Genomic DNA, 15303 nt, shown 5'->3' with positions numbered 1-15303 from the left:
GGTTTAGGCTCCAACTTTCTTGGCAACACTGACCTGTGGTTCCTTGACGTCGGCCGCCAGGGTTTCCAACTCGATGGTCAGGGTTTCGGTCTTGACCAGCTCCGCGTTGGCCAGCAGGGCTTCGACGACGTCCGGCTTGGCCGTGACGGAGGTGCTGATCCGGTCGCTGACATTGAGTCCGGCGTCCTTGCGGGCCTGCTGGATGGCGCGGACCATGTCGCGCGCCATTCCCTCGGCCTCCAGTTCGGGGGTGACCTCGGTGTTGAGGACCACGAACCCGCCGCCGGGCAGGACGGCCGCGGCGCGGGATCCCTCACCTTCGGCGGCTTCGGCCACGACGGTTTCCAGGGTGTATTCCTGCAGCTCGAGTTCGAGGCCGCCGGCGGTGACCACTCCGGCGTCGCTGACCGACCAGTCGCCGGACTTGGAGCCCTTGATGGCCTGCTGGACGTTCTTGCCCAGCCGGGGGCCGGCGGCCCGGGCGTTGACCACGAGCTTCTGCTCGATGCCGAACTCCTCCGGGGAGGCGGCCTCGGCGTCGAGCAGGCGGACCGAGCGCAGGTTCAGTTCATCGGCGACGACGGCGGCGAAGCCTCCCAGCGCGTCCGCGCCGGGTGCCACGACCGTGAGTTCCTGCAGCGGCAGGCGCACGCGCAGGTTCGCGGCCTTGCGCAGCGATGAGCCGGTGGAGCAGATCTGCTGCACGCGGTCCATGGCCTCGACCAGTCCGGGGTTGGCCGGGAAGAGTCCGGCGTCCGGCCAGTCGGCCAGGTGCACGGAGCGCCCGCCGGTGAGGCCGCGCCAGATCTCCTCGGAGACCAGCGGCAAAAGGGACGCGGCCACACGGGTGACGGTTTCCAGCGCGGTGTAGAGCGCGTCGAAGGCATCGACACTCTCGTCGAAGAAGCGCTGGCGGCTGCGGCGGACGTACCAGTTGGTGAGCATGTCCAGGTAGCTGCGGAGCTCGTCGCAGGCGCCGGAGATGTCGTAGCTGTCCAGCTGGGCGGTCATGTTCCGGACGAGGTCCCCGGTGTTGGCCATCAGGTACTGGTCCAGGGTGTCTGCGTAGCCGTCGTAGCGAAGCTTCGCGTCATACCCGTTCCCGCCGGCAGCGGCGTTCGTGTAGAGCGTGAAGAAGCTGTACACGTTCCACAGCGGCAGGATGACCTGGCGGACGCCGTCGCGGATTCCCTGTTCGGTGACCACGAGGTTGCCACCGCGCAGGATGGGGCTGGACATCAGGAACCACCGCATGGCGTCGGAGCCGTCACGGTCCAGGACCTCGGAGACGTCCGGGTAGTTCTGCAGGCTCTTGGACATTTTCTGCCCGTCCGAGCCCAGCACGATGCCGTGGCTGATGACGTTGCGGAAGGCTGGGCGGTCGAATAGCGCCGTGGAGAGGATGTGCAGCATGTAGAACCAGCCGCGGGTCTGGCCGATGTACTCGACGATGAAGTCCGCCGGGTTGTGGGTGTCGAACCATTCCTCGTTTTGGAAGGGGTAGTGCACCTGGCCGTAGGGCATGGAGCCGGAATCGAACCAGACGTCCAGGACGTCCTCGACGCGGCGCATGACGGACTGGCCCTCTTCCGGTGTCCGGGGGTCATCCGGGTTCGGGCGCGTGAGCTCGTCGATGAATGGCCGGTGCAGGTCCACCTGGCCGTCGTTGTTCAGCGGCAGGCGGCCGAAGTCGGCCTCGATCTCGGCCAGGGAGCCGTAGACGTCGGTGCGCGGGTAGTCGGGGTCCGTGGACTGCCAGACCGGGATGGGGCTGCCCCAGTAGCGGTTCCGGCTGATGGACCAGTCGCGGGCGTTGGCGAGCCACTTGCCGAACTGGCCGTCCTTGACGTTGCCCGGGATCCAGTTGATGTCCTGGTTGAGCTCGGACATGCGGTCCTTGAACTTGGTGACCTCGACGTACCAGGAGGACACGGCGCGGTAGATCAGCGGGTTGCGGCAGCGCCAGCAGTGCGGGTAGCTGTGCTCGTAGCTGGCTTGGCGGACCAGACGGCCCTGGGCGCGGAGCACCTGGGTGATGGGCTTGTTGGCCTCGAACACTTGCAGTCGGGCGATTTCGGCCAGCGGGCCGTGGCTGAACAACGGCAGGAATTTGGCGCCCTCGTCCACGGAGAGGACCACGGGGATGCCGGCCTCTTCACAGATTTTCTGGTCGTCCTCACCGTAGGCGGGCGACTGGTGGACGATGCCGGTGCCGTCGGTAGTGGTGACGTAGTCGGCCTCGAGGAAGCGCCAGGCGTTCTGGTTGCCGTACTTCTCGTTGTCGTGGAAGTAGTCCCAGAGCGGCTCGTAGGCCAGGCCGTCGAGCTCGGCGCCGGTGTGGCGGGAGGTGATGGCGGCTTCCGCGGCGGCGACGCCCTCGGCGCCATCGCCGTAGCCGAGGTCCTTGGCGTAGGCGCCCAGAAGGTCCGCGGCGAGCAGGAAGCTGCCCGTGACCGGGGCCTCTGCAGCGGCGGCCTTGATCCCGTGCGGTCCGGCGGGCAGGACCACGTAGGTGATGGAAGGCCCGACGGCGAGCGCCGCGTTGGTGGGCAGCGTCCAGGGCGTGGTGGTCCAGGCGAGCGCCTGCACCCCGGCGAGCTGCTGGGACAGCTCCGACTCCCCCGATGTAATCGGGAACGTCACCGTGACGGTCTGGTCCTGGCGGTTCTTGTAGACGTCGTCGTCCATGCGCAGCTCATGGTTGGACAGCGGCGTCTCGTCCTTCCAGCAGTAGGGCAGTACGCGGTAGCCGTTGTAGGTCAGGCCCTTTTCGTGCAGCTGCTTGAAGGCCCACAGCACGGACTCCATGTACTCGACGTTGAGCGTCTTGTAGTCGTTCTCGAAGTCCACCCAGCGCGCCTGGCGGGTGACATAGCTCTTCCACTCGTCGGCGTACTTCATGACGGAGGCACGGCAGGCGTCGTTGAACTTGTCGATGCCCATGGCCTCGATCTGGGTCTTGTCCGTCATGCCCAGCTGCTTCATGGCTTCCAGCTCGGCGGGGAGGCCGTGCGTGTCCCAGCCGAAGCGGCGCTCCACCCGGCGCCCGCGCTGGGTCTGGTAGCGGCCCACGAGGTCTTTGGCGTAGCCGGTCAGGAGGTGGCCGTAGTGCGGCAGGCCGTTGGCGAAGGGCGGGCCGTCGTAGAAGACGAATTCGTTGCTGCCGTCTTTGCCGGCATCGCGCTGGTCGATGCTGGCCTGGAAAGTGCCGTCCTGGTCCCAGTACTTGAGGATGCGCTCTTCGATCTCCGGGAACTTCACGGAGGCGGACACGCCTGCGGTGTTGGAAGCAGAGGTGTTGGAGGCAGCGGTGGTGGAACCGGCGCCTGCGGGTGCGGCGGAGGCCTTGGGGTAGTAAGTCATCTCGACATCCTGGGTTGAGCGGCGAACACATGTATTCATTCAGGATGCGAGGACGGCCCCTGCACTGTCTTTCGACAACACCGGCACCGCGGTACCACCTCACTTACCGTCACCGGTTCCCGCCCTTCCGAGAAAGGGCCCGCACCGGCGTCGGCCGCTCATTACTGCTGTGACGGGCTTACCCGTCCGGTTCTACTGGCCCGGGCACGCCCGGTGGCGACGTAGTCGCCACCGCATGCGGGGGTGTTCTTCCGGAAGCTCACCGGTGATGGCCGGGTCAAAGCTGCTAAGTCGATGGTACCGGAGAACTTACGGCGTTTCACAGCGCAGCAAACTCCGCCAACAGGGGCGACGCCGGCGGCCCGACTGCATAGACTGCTGCCATGTCCGTCCCCCGGCTGCTTAGGGCCGACCCGTGAAGAGCGGCAGCTCAAGCCGCCGCTGGCACTTGTCTTCTGCCCTCTGCGCCCTGCCCGTGGTGGTGGTGTCCGTATTCCGGGCGGTCCCTGCGCCGTGGCCTGCCCCGGTAGTCCAGCTTGTGGCCTTCACCCCCTGGTTCGTGCTCCCCGCAGGCGCGGCCCTGGTGCTGGCGCTGCCGGCACGGCGGCCCTGGGTGGCCCTCCCGGCCGGTGCCCTGCTTGCCCTTCAGCTGCTGTGGCTCTTTCCGCCGGACCGGGTGGCGGACCGGTTCCTGGCCCGGCCAGCGGATCCCTCGCAGGGGCAGGAACAGGGCACCCGACAGGGCACGGCACAGGGCACGGCACAGGGCACCGGACAGGACACAGGACAGCGGCCGGCGGCGGAACTGAAGGTCATGACCCTCAACGCCTGGAAGGGCCAGGCTGATGCCGCGGATGTGGTCCGGCTGGTGCGCGAAAACGGCGTCGGCCTCCTTGCCGTCCAGGAACTCTCACCGGCCCTGGAAAGACGGCTGGACGCGGAGGGGCTGGGCGGGCTGCTTCCGCACCGGATCAGCCGCTCGAGGGACGGCGCGGGCGGCGGAGCCGTGTACTCCTCCCGCCCGCTCATTCCGTTGGACTCCGTGGACGGTTCCGCCTTCCACATGCCCACGGTGCAGGTGGAGCTCGACGCCGGCGGCCGGCAGGCCTCCCTCACCGTGACCAACGTGCACACCAAGGCACCGGTGTGGGGCCGGGCCGGGCAGTGGCGGAGCGAACTGGCCGCCTTGGGCCGCCTTGCCGCCCGTCCCGGCAACGTGCTCATGCTGGGTGACTTCAACGCCACCCTCGACCACGCCGAGTTCCGCCAGATGCTGGAGAGGTCCGCCGGGGCAGGGACAGGCGGAACCGGATCCGCCGGCGCCCTGGTCGACGTCGGGGCCGCGGCACTGGCCCGCCTGGTTCCGACCTGGCCCATGGCGGGCCCGCCGCTGCCGGGCGTGGTGATCGACCACATCGTGACCGGCCCGCAGGTGCCCAGCCGCGGCTATTCCGTGCTGCCGGTGGCCGGGTCGGACCATGCGGCGGTTCTGGCCACGCTGTCCGTGCCGGCGGAGGACTAGCTGCGCGGCAGTTTCATGCCGGATTCGGCCATCACATCCCGGAGCCGGTCCGGGTAATCCGTGATCAGTCCATCCACTCCGGCACCGATGAGGGCGCGCATGGTGGGCTTGTCATCAACGGTCCACGGAATGACCTGCATGCCTGCCGCGTGGGCACGGCGGACCATGTCGGCGGTGACGTAGGGAACATAGTCCGGATCCGTCACGGCGCCGTTCTGCGGCGTCCCGTGCACCGGAGAGATGGCGTCGAAGCCAAGGGAGGAGGCTGCGCCGACGAGGTCACCGCCGAAGTCATCGGCGTCGATTCCGCCCAGCCACGGCGACTTGCCGGGCTGGCCTGTCTGGAGGAAGTCCTTGTTGGTCAGAGCCACGGTGCGGATCTGGGGATCGCGCTGTTGGACCAGGCGCAACGAACCCCAATCGAAGCTCTCAATCGCGACTCGGCTCTGCATGTGGGCGGCCTTGATCTCGCGGAGTGCGACGTCGACGAACTGCTCGCGCGGCGCGGTTTCCTGCGGCGCGCCTGCCTCCACCTTGGTTTCTATGTTGAACTTCACCTGGCTCGCGCGGTGAGAGTCCGCCAACGCGAAGACCTCGGCCAGCGTGGGCATCTTTGCGCCCGGCGAGGCCATCTGGCCCGGGAATTGGGGCAGCGTGAGGCTGCCGCAGTCCAGGCTGCGGACCTGCGCGAACTTCAGGTCCTTGACGTACTTGCCGACGTACGGGAACTCGGGGTCGTTCGGCGTGACCGGAGCTGTGTCCAGGCACTTCTGGCCGCTGATCTTCCGGTCGTGGGTGATGACCTCGTGGCCGTCCTTGGTGATCTGGAGGTCAAGTTCGAGGGTGGAGACGCCGGTCTCGATCCCCCTGGCGAAGGACGCCAGCGTTGACTCGACGGTCAAGCCGATGCCGCCGCGGTGGGCCTGGAGATCGAAGTGGTTGGCCTGGCCGTTGACTCGGGTGTCGTCCGGGTGGGGCTCGGCCGCGTGGGCCTGGGCCGCGTTTGCCTGGGCTGACGTGGCGAGGAGCAGGGCTGCGCTGAGTACGGCAGCGCCGAGCTTCGTCGGGGTTCGCATGGGAAAGTTCTCCACTCTGGTGGTGTGCAGTTGCACGGGCCACCTTGCCCCGCCGCGGCCAACGCCGGACCAGCGCAGCCTGACCAGCGCGCCACGCCACGGTGAACGTCCGGTGTCGCCGCCGGACGCCCCGCCCCATGCGTGGCCCTGGACATGGCCTGGACCTGAGCCCAGAGCCCTTAGCCCAGGTCCGGGCCCTACTGGCTCTTGCGGATCAGCTTGTAGTTGGCCGCCTGCGCTACCGGGCGGATCACGATCTGGTCTAGGTTGATGTGATGCGGCGCCACGACGGCGTAGCGGACCACATCGGCGACGTCGGCGGCCGTCAGCGGCTTCTCGACACCCGCGTAGACCTTGGCCGCCGCGTCCTGGTCACCGAGGCGGTTCAGGGCGAACTCCTCGGTCTGCACCAGGCCGGGGGCCACCTCGATCACGCGGAGGTTGTGCTCGGCCTCCTCGAGCCGCAGGGCGCCGGTCAGGGCGTGCTGAGCGAACTTGGCCGCGTTGTAGCCGCCGCCGCCCTCGTAGGCCGAGAGCCCGGCGGTGGAGGTCAGGTTCAGCACGGTGCCCTCGCCGCAGGCACGCAGCATGGGCAGGAACGCGCGGATCAGCTTCATGCTGCCCAGCACGTTGACCTGGAACATCCATTCCCAGTCCTCGGTCTTGGCCCCGGCAACCTTGTCGGCGCCGCGGGCGCCGCCGGCGATGTTGATCAGCGTGTCGATGCCGCCGGCCCGGGTCACCTCGTCGAGCAGCCGGGCCACATCGGCGTCGTCGGTCACGTCAGCGGGAAGGGCGACGGCGCCGGTTTCGGCGGCGAGCGCCTCGAGCCGGTCGGCACGGCGGGCGACGGCGAACACGGTCCAGCCTTCTTTGCGGAGCGCACGCACCGTGGCCTCGCCGATTCCGGTGCTGGCCCCGGTGACTACTGCTGCTTTGGCTGTTTTTGATTCGGCTGCTGCCGCTGTATTTGCAGTTCCTGCGTTGTGGATTCCCTCAGTCATGGCACCACCCTAACGGCAAGGCCGGGGAACCCGCGCCGGGCGACCGCTGGATGAACGCGCGTGAATCAGCCCTCCAGGAACTCCTTCAGCACCTGTGCGTGGTTGGTCTCCGGATCCTTGGCGCCGAACAGCAGCGTCACTTTCCCGTGCTCCGCCGCGAGTGTATACAGCGTCTGCACGGCGGGGTTGGTTTCGAGCTCGGCCTCGTAGGCCGCCCGGAAGTCCGCGAACCGTTCCTGCATGTGCCCGAATTCCTTGCGCAGCGGCGCGGACGGCGCCACGTCCTTGAGCCAAAGCTCCAGCTGGGCCCGTTCCTTGCTGACTCCCCGCGGCCAGAGCCGGTCCACCAGGACCCGGCAGCCGTCGTCGTCGGACGGGTCGTCGTAGATGCGCTTGATCGCGAAGATCCCGGCCGAACTTCCCTGAGAATTCTCCATCTGCGCATGCTACCTTCACGTTGCTTCCGCTGCTTCTACACCCGGAGAACCCGCCCCCGTTCATAAGCGCATGGCAGTTAGTGGAAGAATTGGCCCATGGCTGAAGACACGCAGGGTACAGACACGCCCACCACCGCCCCCATCAATGTTCCGGACAAGCCCGCCCTGGAGGGGCTGGAAGAAGCGCTCACGCAGCGCTGGCTTGACGAAGGGACCTACAAGTTCAACCAGGACACCACCCGGGAGCAGGTCTACTCGATCGACACTCCCCCGCCCACGGCGTCGGGATCCCTCCACGTCGGGCACATGTTCTCCTACACGCAGACCGACGTCCTGGCGCGCTACCAGCGCATGACCGGCAAGAACGTCTTCTACCCCATGGGCTGGGACGACAACGGCCTGCCCACCGAGCGCCGCGTGCAGAACTACTACGGCGTGCGCTGCGACCCCACCACCACGTACGACGCCGGCTACCGCCCCCCGGCCGAGCCGGCCAAGAACCAGCGCGACTTCGACGTCATTTCCCGCCGGAACTTCATTGAGCTGTGCGAAGAGCTCGCGGTCGAGGACGAAAAGGTCTTCGAGCACCTCTTCCGGACCCTGGGCCTGTCCGTGGACTGGGACCTGACCTACCGGACCATCGATGACAAGTCCCGCGCCATCTCGCAGCGCGCCTTCCTGGCCAACCTGGCTGCGGGCGACGCCTACATGGCCGAGGCGCCCACCCTGTGGGATGTCACGTTCCGCACCGCGGTGGCCCAGGCCGAGCTTGAGGACCGGGAAGTCGCGGGCGCCTACTACCGCTACCCGTTCTTCACCGAGGACGGCGAGAAGATTTACATCGAGACCACCCGCCCCGAGCTGCTGGCCGCCTGCGCCGCGCTGGTGGCGAACCCCGACGACGAGCGCTACAAGCCGCTCTTCGGCAAGAAGGTCACCTCTCCCCTGTTCGGTGTCGAGGTAGAGGTCAGGGCCCACCCGCTCGCCAAGGCGGACAAGGGCTCCGGCGCCGCCATGGTCTGCACCTTCGGCGACCTCACCGACGTCACCTGGTGGCGCGAATTGCAGCTGCCCACCCGAGCAATCGTGGGCCGCGACGGCCGCATCCTCGGCGAGACCCCGGACTGGATCACCACCGATGAAGGCCGCGCCAACTTCGCGGCCATCGCCGGCAAGACCGTGTTCAGCGCCAAGGAAGGCGTGGTTGAGCTCCTGGCTGCCGCGGACCTGCTCGACGGCGAGCCCAAGAAGATCATGCACCCGGTGAACTTCTTCGAGAAGGGCGACAAGCCCCTCGAGGTCGTCACCTCCCGCCAGTGGTACATCCGCAACGGCGGCCGCGACGAGGACCGCCGCGAACGCCTGATCGGCCGCGGCAACGAGATCGAGTTCCACCCCGCCTTCATGCGCTCCCGCTACGAGAACTGGATCTCGGGGCTCAACGGCGACTGGCTCGTGTCCCGCCAGCGCTTCTTCGGCGTTCCGGTACCGGTCTGGTACCCCCTCGACGCCGACGGCAACCCCGAATACGACGCACCGATCGTCCCATCCGACGCCCAGCTCCCCGTGGACCCCGCGGCGGATGCCGCCCCCGGCTACGAGGAAGCCCAGCGCGATGTGCCCGGCGGCTTCACCGGCGACGCGGACGTCCTCGACACCTGGGCCACGTCCTCGCTGACCCCGCAGATTGTGGGCGGCTGGAGCACCGACGAGGCACTATTCGCCAAGGTCTACCCGTTCGACGTCCGCCCGCAGGGGCACGACATCATCCGAACCTGGCTCTTCTCCTCCGCTGTCCGCGCCGACGCGCTGCAGAAGACCGCCCCGTGGAAGCACGCGGCCATCTCCGGCTGGATCCTGGACCCGGACCGGAAGAAGATGTCCAAGTCCAAGGGCAACGTCATTGTGCCCACGGATGTCCTCGAGGACTACGGCTCGGACGCTGTGCGCTACTGGGCGGCCTCGGCCAAACTCGGTGCGGACACCGCCTACGAGATCGCGCAGATGAAGATTGGCCGCCGCCTGGCCATCAAACTGCTCAACGCCTCCAAGTTTGTCCTGAACCTGGGCGCCACCGAAGACTCGGTGGTTTCCGGCGACCTGTCCGTGCTGAGCAACCCGCTGGACCGGGCTGTCCTGGCCCAGCTCGCCGACGTTGTCCAGCAGGCCACCAAGGCGTTCGAGGGCTACGACTACGCCCGGGCCCTGCAGATCACCGAGAGCTTCTTCTGGAACTTCACGGACGACTACGTGGAGCTCATCAAGGACCGTGCCTATGGCGCGGCCGGCGAGGAGCAGCAGGCGTCCGTACTGGCCGCCCTCGCGACCAGCCTGGACACGCTCCTGCGGCTCTTCGCGCCGTTCCTGCCGTTCGCCACGGAGGAAGTCTGGAGCTGGTGGCGCACCGGTTCCGTGCACCGCGCCCAGTGGCCGTCCGCCGTCGCGGTCGACGGCGACACGACTCTCCTGGCGACGGTCGGCACCGCGCTCAGCGGCATCCGCAAGGCCAAGTCCGAGGCGAAGGTCAAGCAGCGCACCGAGGTGCTGTCCGCCACGATCACGGCCTCGGAGTCCCTCACCACGCAGCTGAAGGCTGGCCTCGCCGACCTCAAGGCCGCGGCCAACGCCCGTGAGCTGGCGCTTGTCGCCGGCGAGGGCGAACTGACCGTGAGCGAGGTCGTACTGGCTCCGGCCGAGCCGGCCGCCCAGGCGTAAGGCCTGCGGCCAAGCCGGAAACTGATTTCCGGAACCTGACGAGGGCGCCGTGCCAGGGAAACCTGGCCGGCGCCCTCGCCCGTTGGCGGGTCAGTGCCCGGCGGCCCGGTCCTCGGCCTGGCTGATCGCCCAGGCGGCGTTGACGAGGCCGATGTGGCTGAACGCCTGCGGGAAGTTGCCCAGGAGCTCGCTGCTGTCCGGCGCGACTTCCTCCGCCATCAGACCCAGGTCCGTGGCGAACGCGGCCGCCCGCTCGAAGACGGCCCGGGCGCGTTCGGTGCGTCCGGCCAGGGCAAGGGCGTGCGCCAGCCAGAAGGTGCACAGAAGGAAGGTGCCCTCCTCCCCTGCCATGCCGTCGTCGGCCAGGTAGCGGTACACGAGGCCGCGAGAATCCGTGAGCCGGTCCTCGATCGCCTCAATTGTCGCGATCATGCCGGGATCGTCCGCCGGCAGGAATCCCACGATGGCGAGCATCAGGGCCGACGCATCGAGGTCCTCGGAGCCGTACGCCTGGGTGTAGGAGTTCGCCGTCCCGCTCCACCCCTCGGTCCGGATGGATGCCGCAATCGCGTCCCGTGCCTGCGTCCAATGCGGGACCTTTTCGGTTGCCTGCAGGATCCCGGCGAGGGAGATGGCGCGGTCCACGGCCACCCAGCACATGAGTTTGGAGTGCAGGTAGTGGCGCCGCTCCCCGCGGACTTCCCAGATGCCGTGATCGGTTGACCGCCAGCGTGCGGCAGCGGTGTCCGCGGAGTCGGCGAGGAACTTCCGGGTCTCCGGTGCCAGCTCCGCGAGGTACTCCGGCAAGGTGGCGGCGGCGTCCAGAAGCTCGCCGTAGACGTCCAACTGGCGCTGGTTCCAGGCGCCGTTGCCCACCCGGACCGGGGCGCTGGCGCGCCAGCCCGGCAGGTGGTCGAGCTCGCGTTCGGTGAGTTCCCGTTCCCCGCCGATGCCGAACATGATCTGCAGTTCCTCGCCGGCGGCCAGCTGGCTGGCGGCCGCGGTGGCCAGGAACTGGAAGAACTTCCCGGCCTCGTCCGGGCAGGCCGCCACCCAGAGGGCCTGCAAGGTCATGCTGGCGTCCCGGATCCAGCTGAAGCGGTAGTCCCAGTTGCGCGTGCCGCCGGCCACCTCCGGCAGCGACGTGGTCGGGGCGGCCACGATCGCGCCGCTCGGGTAGTAGCTCAGCGCCTGCAAGATCCTTCCGCTGCAGGCCACAAGCTCCTGCCACGGGCCGCGGTAGTTCTGGTGTATCGCGGACCAGCTGGTCCAGCCCTGCAGGGTGTCCTCGAGCCTATGGGCGATCTCCGTCTGGCTCCAGAACACCGGGGCGTCGCTCCCGCCAGCGTCTCCGGAGCCGGAGTGGAGGGCAAAGCCGGCAACGTCTCCGGCGCGGAGGCTCAGGCGTGCGTGCACGGTGTCGGCGCCAGCGCCGGCTCCGGTTTCCGTGCCGGTGTCGGCGCTCAGCCGGAACGCCGCCGGCGTCGAAATCGACAGAACCCCATCTCCCGCGCCGATCAGGATGCCGCCGTCGGCGCCACGGAGCAAGGGCCAGCTGAGAAGGGGCCTGGCGAGGCCGTAGTCGGGCCGGGCACTGAGGATGAAGTCAACGTCGACGGTGCCCTGCGTGCAGGACACCTGGCGCAAAAGGGTGCCCGGGGAGTCCGCCCCCAGCTCGTGGCCGCGCCGGCCCTCCCCGAGGGCGAGGGCATCCGTGACCGTCACACGCCCTTCGGCGGTGGTGTGGGTGGTTTCCAGCACCATCGCGGGTCCGAGGTAGCGCCGGGTCGAGGAGTGGGAGGCGGCGGGCCGGATCGACCAGAATCCCGCCTCAGGGCCGAGGAGCCGGCCCTACACCGAGGGGCTGTCGAAACGCGGGAAGCAGAGCCAGTCCACGGAGCCGGCCGCACTGACCAGCGCAGCGGAGCAGCAGTCGGACAGAAGGGCGTAGTCCGCAATGGGTTCACTGCCCTGGGCACGGTTCTGGACACTACTCATGGGGCACACTCTGACCAGTTTTTGGGCAAAGGGGAAGCCCCATCAGCGTTTAGCCGTTGGTGGGGCTTCGACTTTTCGATTGTCACGTGACGTCTTAGACAATCTGGCGGGATCCTTAGACTTTCAGGTCTTCCTACCTCGTCACTGGTAGCCATCATCTGACTTTGCCGAAGGCTGCGTCGGATGAGTGTCACTGAATCTTTGGTTCCTGCGTCCCTCTTCTTTCGAAGTGGGTAAGTTCCATTGTTGTCCCTCGGATGGGCATGCACAAGAGCCCCGGTAGAACTACATCGGAGTAGTTCTACCGGGGCTCTTGGCAGGCCGGGCGGGATGCCGGGCACGGTGTTGTCAGGCCTAGTTGAAGTCCGGGCTTTCGGTACGGCTGCGCTTGATTTCGAAGAAGAAGGGGAAGGATGCCAGGGTCACCGTGGCGTCCCAGATCCGTCCGGCTTCCTCGCCACGCGGGATGCGGGTCAGGACCGGGCCGAAGAAGGCTGTGCCGTTGAAGGCGACGACGGGTGTGCCCACGTCCTGGCCGACCAGGGAGATGCCTGCCTCGTGGCTGGTGCGGAGCTGCGCATCGAATTCGTCGCTCTGGCCGGCGGCCGCAAGCTCGGCCGGCAGTCCCGCCTCGGCCAGCGACTTGGCGATGACCTCGTCGATATCCTTGTTGCCCTCGTTGTGGATCTTGGTGCCCATGGAGTCGTAGAGCGGCTTGATGTACTGCGCACCGTGCTTTTCAGCGGCGGCAGTGATGACGCGGACAGGAGCCCACGCCTTCTTCATGAACTCCCGGTACTGCTCGGGCAGCTCTTCGCGCCCCTCGTTGAGCACCGCGAGGCTCATTACATGCCACTCGGTCTTGATGTCGCGGACTTCTTCCACTTCGCCGATCCAGCGGGAGGTGACCCAGGCGAACGGGCACATGGGGTCGAACCAGAAGTCGGCTTTATTGGTCATGGTTTCAGGCACAGGTGTTCTCCTTAAGGAAGTCTGCGGGGAGCGCGCTGCGGCGGATCACAGACACGGCACGCTAAAGGGTACAGCGACCGGTACGGCTGATTTATTCCGAACGAGCCAGGCTGTTAGGCGGACTTGCGGCGCTTGACGTCGTGGGCGATCATCGTGGGCGCTGCCTTCTTGGTCACGACCTCTTCCGTGATCACGACGCTCGCGACGTCATCGCGGCTGGGCAGGTCGAACATGACCGGGAGCAGGACTTCCTCCATGATGGCGCGGAGCCCTCGGGCGCCGGTGCCACGCTCCAGCGCCTGGTCGGCAATGGTGTTCAGTGCCTCGTCCTCGAAGATGAGCTCGACGCCGTCGAGCTGGAACATCTTCTGGTACTGCTTGACGAGGGCGTTCTTCGGCGTCGACAGGATCTGGATGAGCGCGGCGCGGTCCAGGTTCGAGACGGTCGTGATGACGGGCAGCCGGCCGATGAATTCCGGGATCAGCCCGAACTTGAGGAGGTCTTCCGGCATGACCTCGCCGTAGGAATCCGTGGTGTTCTTGACCTCGTTGAGCGGGGCGCCGAAGCCGATGCCCTTGCGTCCGGAACGCGAACCGATGATGTCCTCGAGCCCCGCGAAAGCGCCGGCCACGATGAACAGCACGTTGGTGGTGTCGATCTGGATGAATTCCTGGTGCGGGTGTTTCCGTCCGCCCTGCGGCGGGACCGAGGCCACAGTGCCTTCGAGAATTTTCAGGAGCGCCTGCTGCACACCCTCGCCGGAGACATCCCGGGTGATGGAGGGGTTTTCACTCTTGCGTGAGATCTTGTCGATCTCATCGATGTAGATGATGCCCTGCTCGGCCTTCTTGACGTCATAGTCGGCGGCCTGGATGAGCTTGAGGAGGATGTTCTCGACGTCCTCGCCGACGTAGCCGGCCTCCGTCAGGGCCGTAGCGTCGGCCACGGCGAACGGGACGTTGAGGCGGCGGGCCAGGGTTTGGGCCAGATAGGTCTTGCCGCAGCCGGTGGGGCCGATCAGGAGGATGTTGGACTTGGCGATCTCGACGTCGTCGTGGTGCACGCCGTCGGCGAGGCTGCCGCTCTTGGGCGCGTGGCCAGCCTGAATCCGCTTGTAGTGGTTGTAGACCGCGACGGCGAGCGACCGCTTGGCCGGTTCCTGGCCAATCACGTACTCCTGCAGGAAATCAAAGATTTCGCGGGGCTTGGGCAGCTCGAAACTGCCCAGGTCAGCTACTTCCGCGAGTTCCTCTTCGATGATCTCGTTGCAGAGTTCGATGCACTCGTCGCAGATGTAGACGCCGGGCCCGGCAATGAGCTTGCGAACCTGCTTCTGGCTCTTTCCGCAGAAAGAACACTTCAGCAGATCAGTGCTCTCGCCAATCCGAGCCATGTGTGAACCCCTTTAGTAGCTTGCTGCTGCCTGTGACATGTTCCACTCTAGGTCACTTTGTGCCCGTTGGGTGGAAAGCGGACGCCGGTGCGGCCAAGTAAAAGTGCCGCACCGGCGTCGCGTATTGCTGATTAGCGCGAGATTGCCTGGGGCTTGATCTTGCGGGAATCGAGGACCTGGTCAATGAGGCCGTACTGCATGGCCTCGGCGGCCGTGAGGATCTTGTCCCGCTCGATGTCGTTGTTGACCTGTTCCGGCGTTCGGCCGGAGTGCTTGGCCAGCGTGTCCTCGAGCCAGGACCGCATGCGCATGACCTCGGCGGCCTGGATCTCCAGGTCCGAGGCCTGCCCGCCCTGCCCACCGGACAGTGAGGGCTGGTGGATGAGCACGCGCGCGTTCGGCAGCGCGAGGCGCTTGCCCGGCGTGCCGGCCGCGAGCAGCACGGCGGCGGCGCTGGCCGCCTGGCCGAGGCAGACGGTCTGGATCTCCGGGCGGATGTACGTCATGGTGTCGTAGATCGCCGTCATGGCGGTGAAGGAGCCGCCCGGGGAGTTGATGTAGAGCGTGATGTCGCGGTCCGGGTCCGTGGACTCGAGCACCAGTAGCTGGGCCATCACGTCGTCCGCCGAGGCGTCGTCAACCTGTACGCCGAGGAAGATGATGCGGTCCTCGAACAGCTTGGTGTACGGGTCCTGGCGCTTGAAGCCGTAGGGGGTGCGCTCTTCGAACTGCGGCAGCACGTAGCGGCTGCTCGGCAGGTTACCGGCAGTCGAACCGAAGTTGTAGTTCATGTTCATTGCTCCTGAATTCATTGCTGTCTAC

At 67.1% G+C, this 15303-nt stretch carries 11 protein-coding genes; 2 read left to right on the top strand and 9 right to left on the bottom strand.

Annotated elements, in window-relative coordinates:
* Positions 1–3: 3 nt before the first annotated feature.
* On the bottom strand, positions 4–3363 hold the full coding sequence (gene ileS, locus M2428_RS08940; protein ID WP_277525614.1) for an isoleucine--tRNA ligase: 3360 nt from the start codon (positions 3361–3363) through the stop codon (positions 4–6).
* A gap of 415 nt (positions 3364–3778) precedes the next feature.
* Here ileS and M2428_RS08935 point away from each other — a divergent pair, with 415 nt between their 5' ends.
* Positions 3779–4885, top strand: a complete 1107-nt coding sequence (locus tag M2428_RS08935; RefSeq protein ID WP_277525613.1) for an endonuclease/exonuclease/phosphatase family protein — start codon at positions 3779–3781, stop codon at positions 4883–4885.
* Here the strand turns inward: M2428_RS08935 and M2428_RS08930 are convergent.
* From M2428_RS08930 to M2428_RS08920, 3 genes are all read right to left on the bottom strand, one after another.
* The gene (locus M2428_RS08930; RefSeq protein WP_277525612.1) at positions 4882–5961 is read right to left on the bottom strand and encodes a glycerophosphodiester phosphodiesterase family protein; all 1080 of its coding nucleotides are present in this window, start codon (positions 5959–5961) and stop codon (positions 4882–4884) included. The genes M2428_RS08935 and M2428_RS08930 overlap by 4 nt on opposite strands.
* A 197-nt stretch (positions 5962–6158) precedes the next feature.
* Positions 6159–6965: an SDR family oxidoreductase gene (locus M2428_RS08925; RefSeq protein WP_277525611.1), complete on the bottom strand. Its 807-nt coding sequence runs from the start codon at positions 6963–6965 to the stop codon at positions 6159–6161.
* Positions 6966–7030: 65 nt separating this feature from the next.
* On the bottom strand, positions 7031–7402 hold the full coding sequence (locus tag M2428_RS08920) for a DUF488 family protein (protein WP_277525610.1): 372 nt from the start codon (positions 7400–7402) through the stop codon (positions 7031–7033).
* 96 nt (positions 7403–7498) lie between these two features.
* Here M2428_RS08920 and valS point away from each other — a divergent pair, with 96 nt between their 5' ends.
* Positions 7499–10117: a valine--tRNA ligase gene (gene valS / locus M2428_RS08915; RefSeq protein ID WP_277525609.1), complete on the top strand. Its 2619-nt coding sequence runs from the start codon at positions 7499–7501 to the stop codon at positions 10115–10117.
* A gap of 90 nt (positions 10118–10207) precedes the next feature.
* Here the strand turns inward: valS and M2428_RS08910 are convergent, their stop codons facing one another.
* From M2428_RS08910 to M2428_RS08890, 5 genes are all read right to left on the bottom strand, one after another.
* Positions 10208–11881 carry a glycoside hydrolase family 15 protein gene (locus M2428_RS08910; protein ID WP_277525608.1) on the bottom strand — a complete coding sequence of 558 codons (1674 nt, stop codon included), beginning with the start codon at positions 11879–11881 and terminating at the stop codon, positions 10208–10210.
* 87 nt (positions 11882–11968) lie between these two features.
* Entirely contained in the window at positions 11969–12115 is a 147-nt protein-coding gene (locus M2428_RS08905; protein WP_277525607.1) for a trehalase-like domain-containing protein, read from the bottom strand.
* 354 nt (positions 12116–12469) lie between these two features.
* Complete coding sequence (locus tag M2428_RS08900; RefSeq protein WP_277525933.1) at positions 12470–13075, bottom strand: DsbA family protein; 606 nt, start codon at positions 13073–13075, stop codon at positions 12470–12472.
* A gap of 125 nt (positions 13076–13200) precedes the next feature.
* Positions 13201–14481: an ATP-dependent Clp protease ATP-binding subunit ClpX gene (clpX, locus tag M2428_RS08895; protein WP_229993382.1), complete on the bottom strand. Its 1281-nt coding sequence runs from the start codon at positions 14479–14481 to the stop codon at positions 13201–13203.
* A 131-nt stretch (positions 14482–14612) separates the two neighbouring features.
* Positions 14613–15272, bottom strand: coding sequence for an ATP-dependent Clp protease proteolytic subunit (locus tag M2428_RS08890; protein ID WP_264357398.1), 660 nt, complete (start codon positions 15270–15272; stop codon positions 14613–14615).
* Positions 15273–15303: the final 31 nt, after the last annotated feature.

This window comes from Arthrobacter sp. ES3-54, assembly GCF_029504395.1.
GTDB lineage: Bacteria > Actinomycetota > Actinomycetes > Actinomycetales > Micrococcaceae > Arthrobacter.
This window is presented reverse-complemented; position numbering and strand designations above follow the sequence as displayed.

Bases quoted from the DNA above. Each gene is read 5' to 3' on its own strand.
- ileS (WP_277525614.1), bottom strand. From the start codon at position 3,363: ATGACTTACTACCCCAAGGCCTCCGCCGCACCCGCAGGCGCCGGTTCC.
- M2428_RS08930 (WP_277525612.1), bottom strand. From the start codon at position 5,961: ATGCGAACCCCGACGAAGCTCGGCGCTGCCGTACTCAGCGCAGCCCTG.
- M2428_RS08925 (WP_277525611.1), bottom strand. From the start codon at position 6,965: ATGACTGAGGGAATCCACAACGCAGGAACTGCAAATACAGCGGCAGCA.
- M2428_RS08920 (WP_277525610.1), bottom strand. From the start codon at position 7,402: ATGGAGAATTCTCAGGGAAGTTCGGCCGGGATCTTCGCGATCAAGCGC.
- valS (WP_277525609.1), top strand. From the start codon at position 7,499: ATGGCTGAAGACACGCAGGGTACAGACACGCCCACCACCGCCCCCATC.
- M2428_RS08910 (WP_277525608.1), bottom strand. From the start codon at position 11,881: ATGGTGCTGGAAACCACCCACACCACCGCCGAAGGGCGTGTGACGGTC.
- M2428_RS08905 (WP_277525607.1), bottom strand. From the start codon at position 12,115: ATGAGTAGTGTCCAGAACCGTGCCCAGGGCAGTGAACCCATTGCGGAC.
- M2428_RS08900 (WP_277525933.1), bottom strand. From the start codon at position 13,075: ATGACCAATAAAGCCGACTTCTGGTTCGACCCCATGTGCCCGTTCGCC.
- clpX (WP_229993382.1), bottom strand. From the start codon at position 14,481: ATGGCTCGGATTGGCGAGAGCACTGATCTGCTGAAGTGTTCTTTCTGC.
- M2428_RS08890 (WP_264357398.1), bottom strand. From the start codon at position 15,272: ATGAACTACAACTTCGGTTCGACTGCCGGTAACCTGCCGAGCAGCCGC.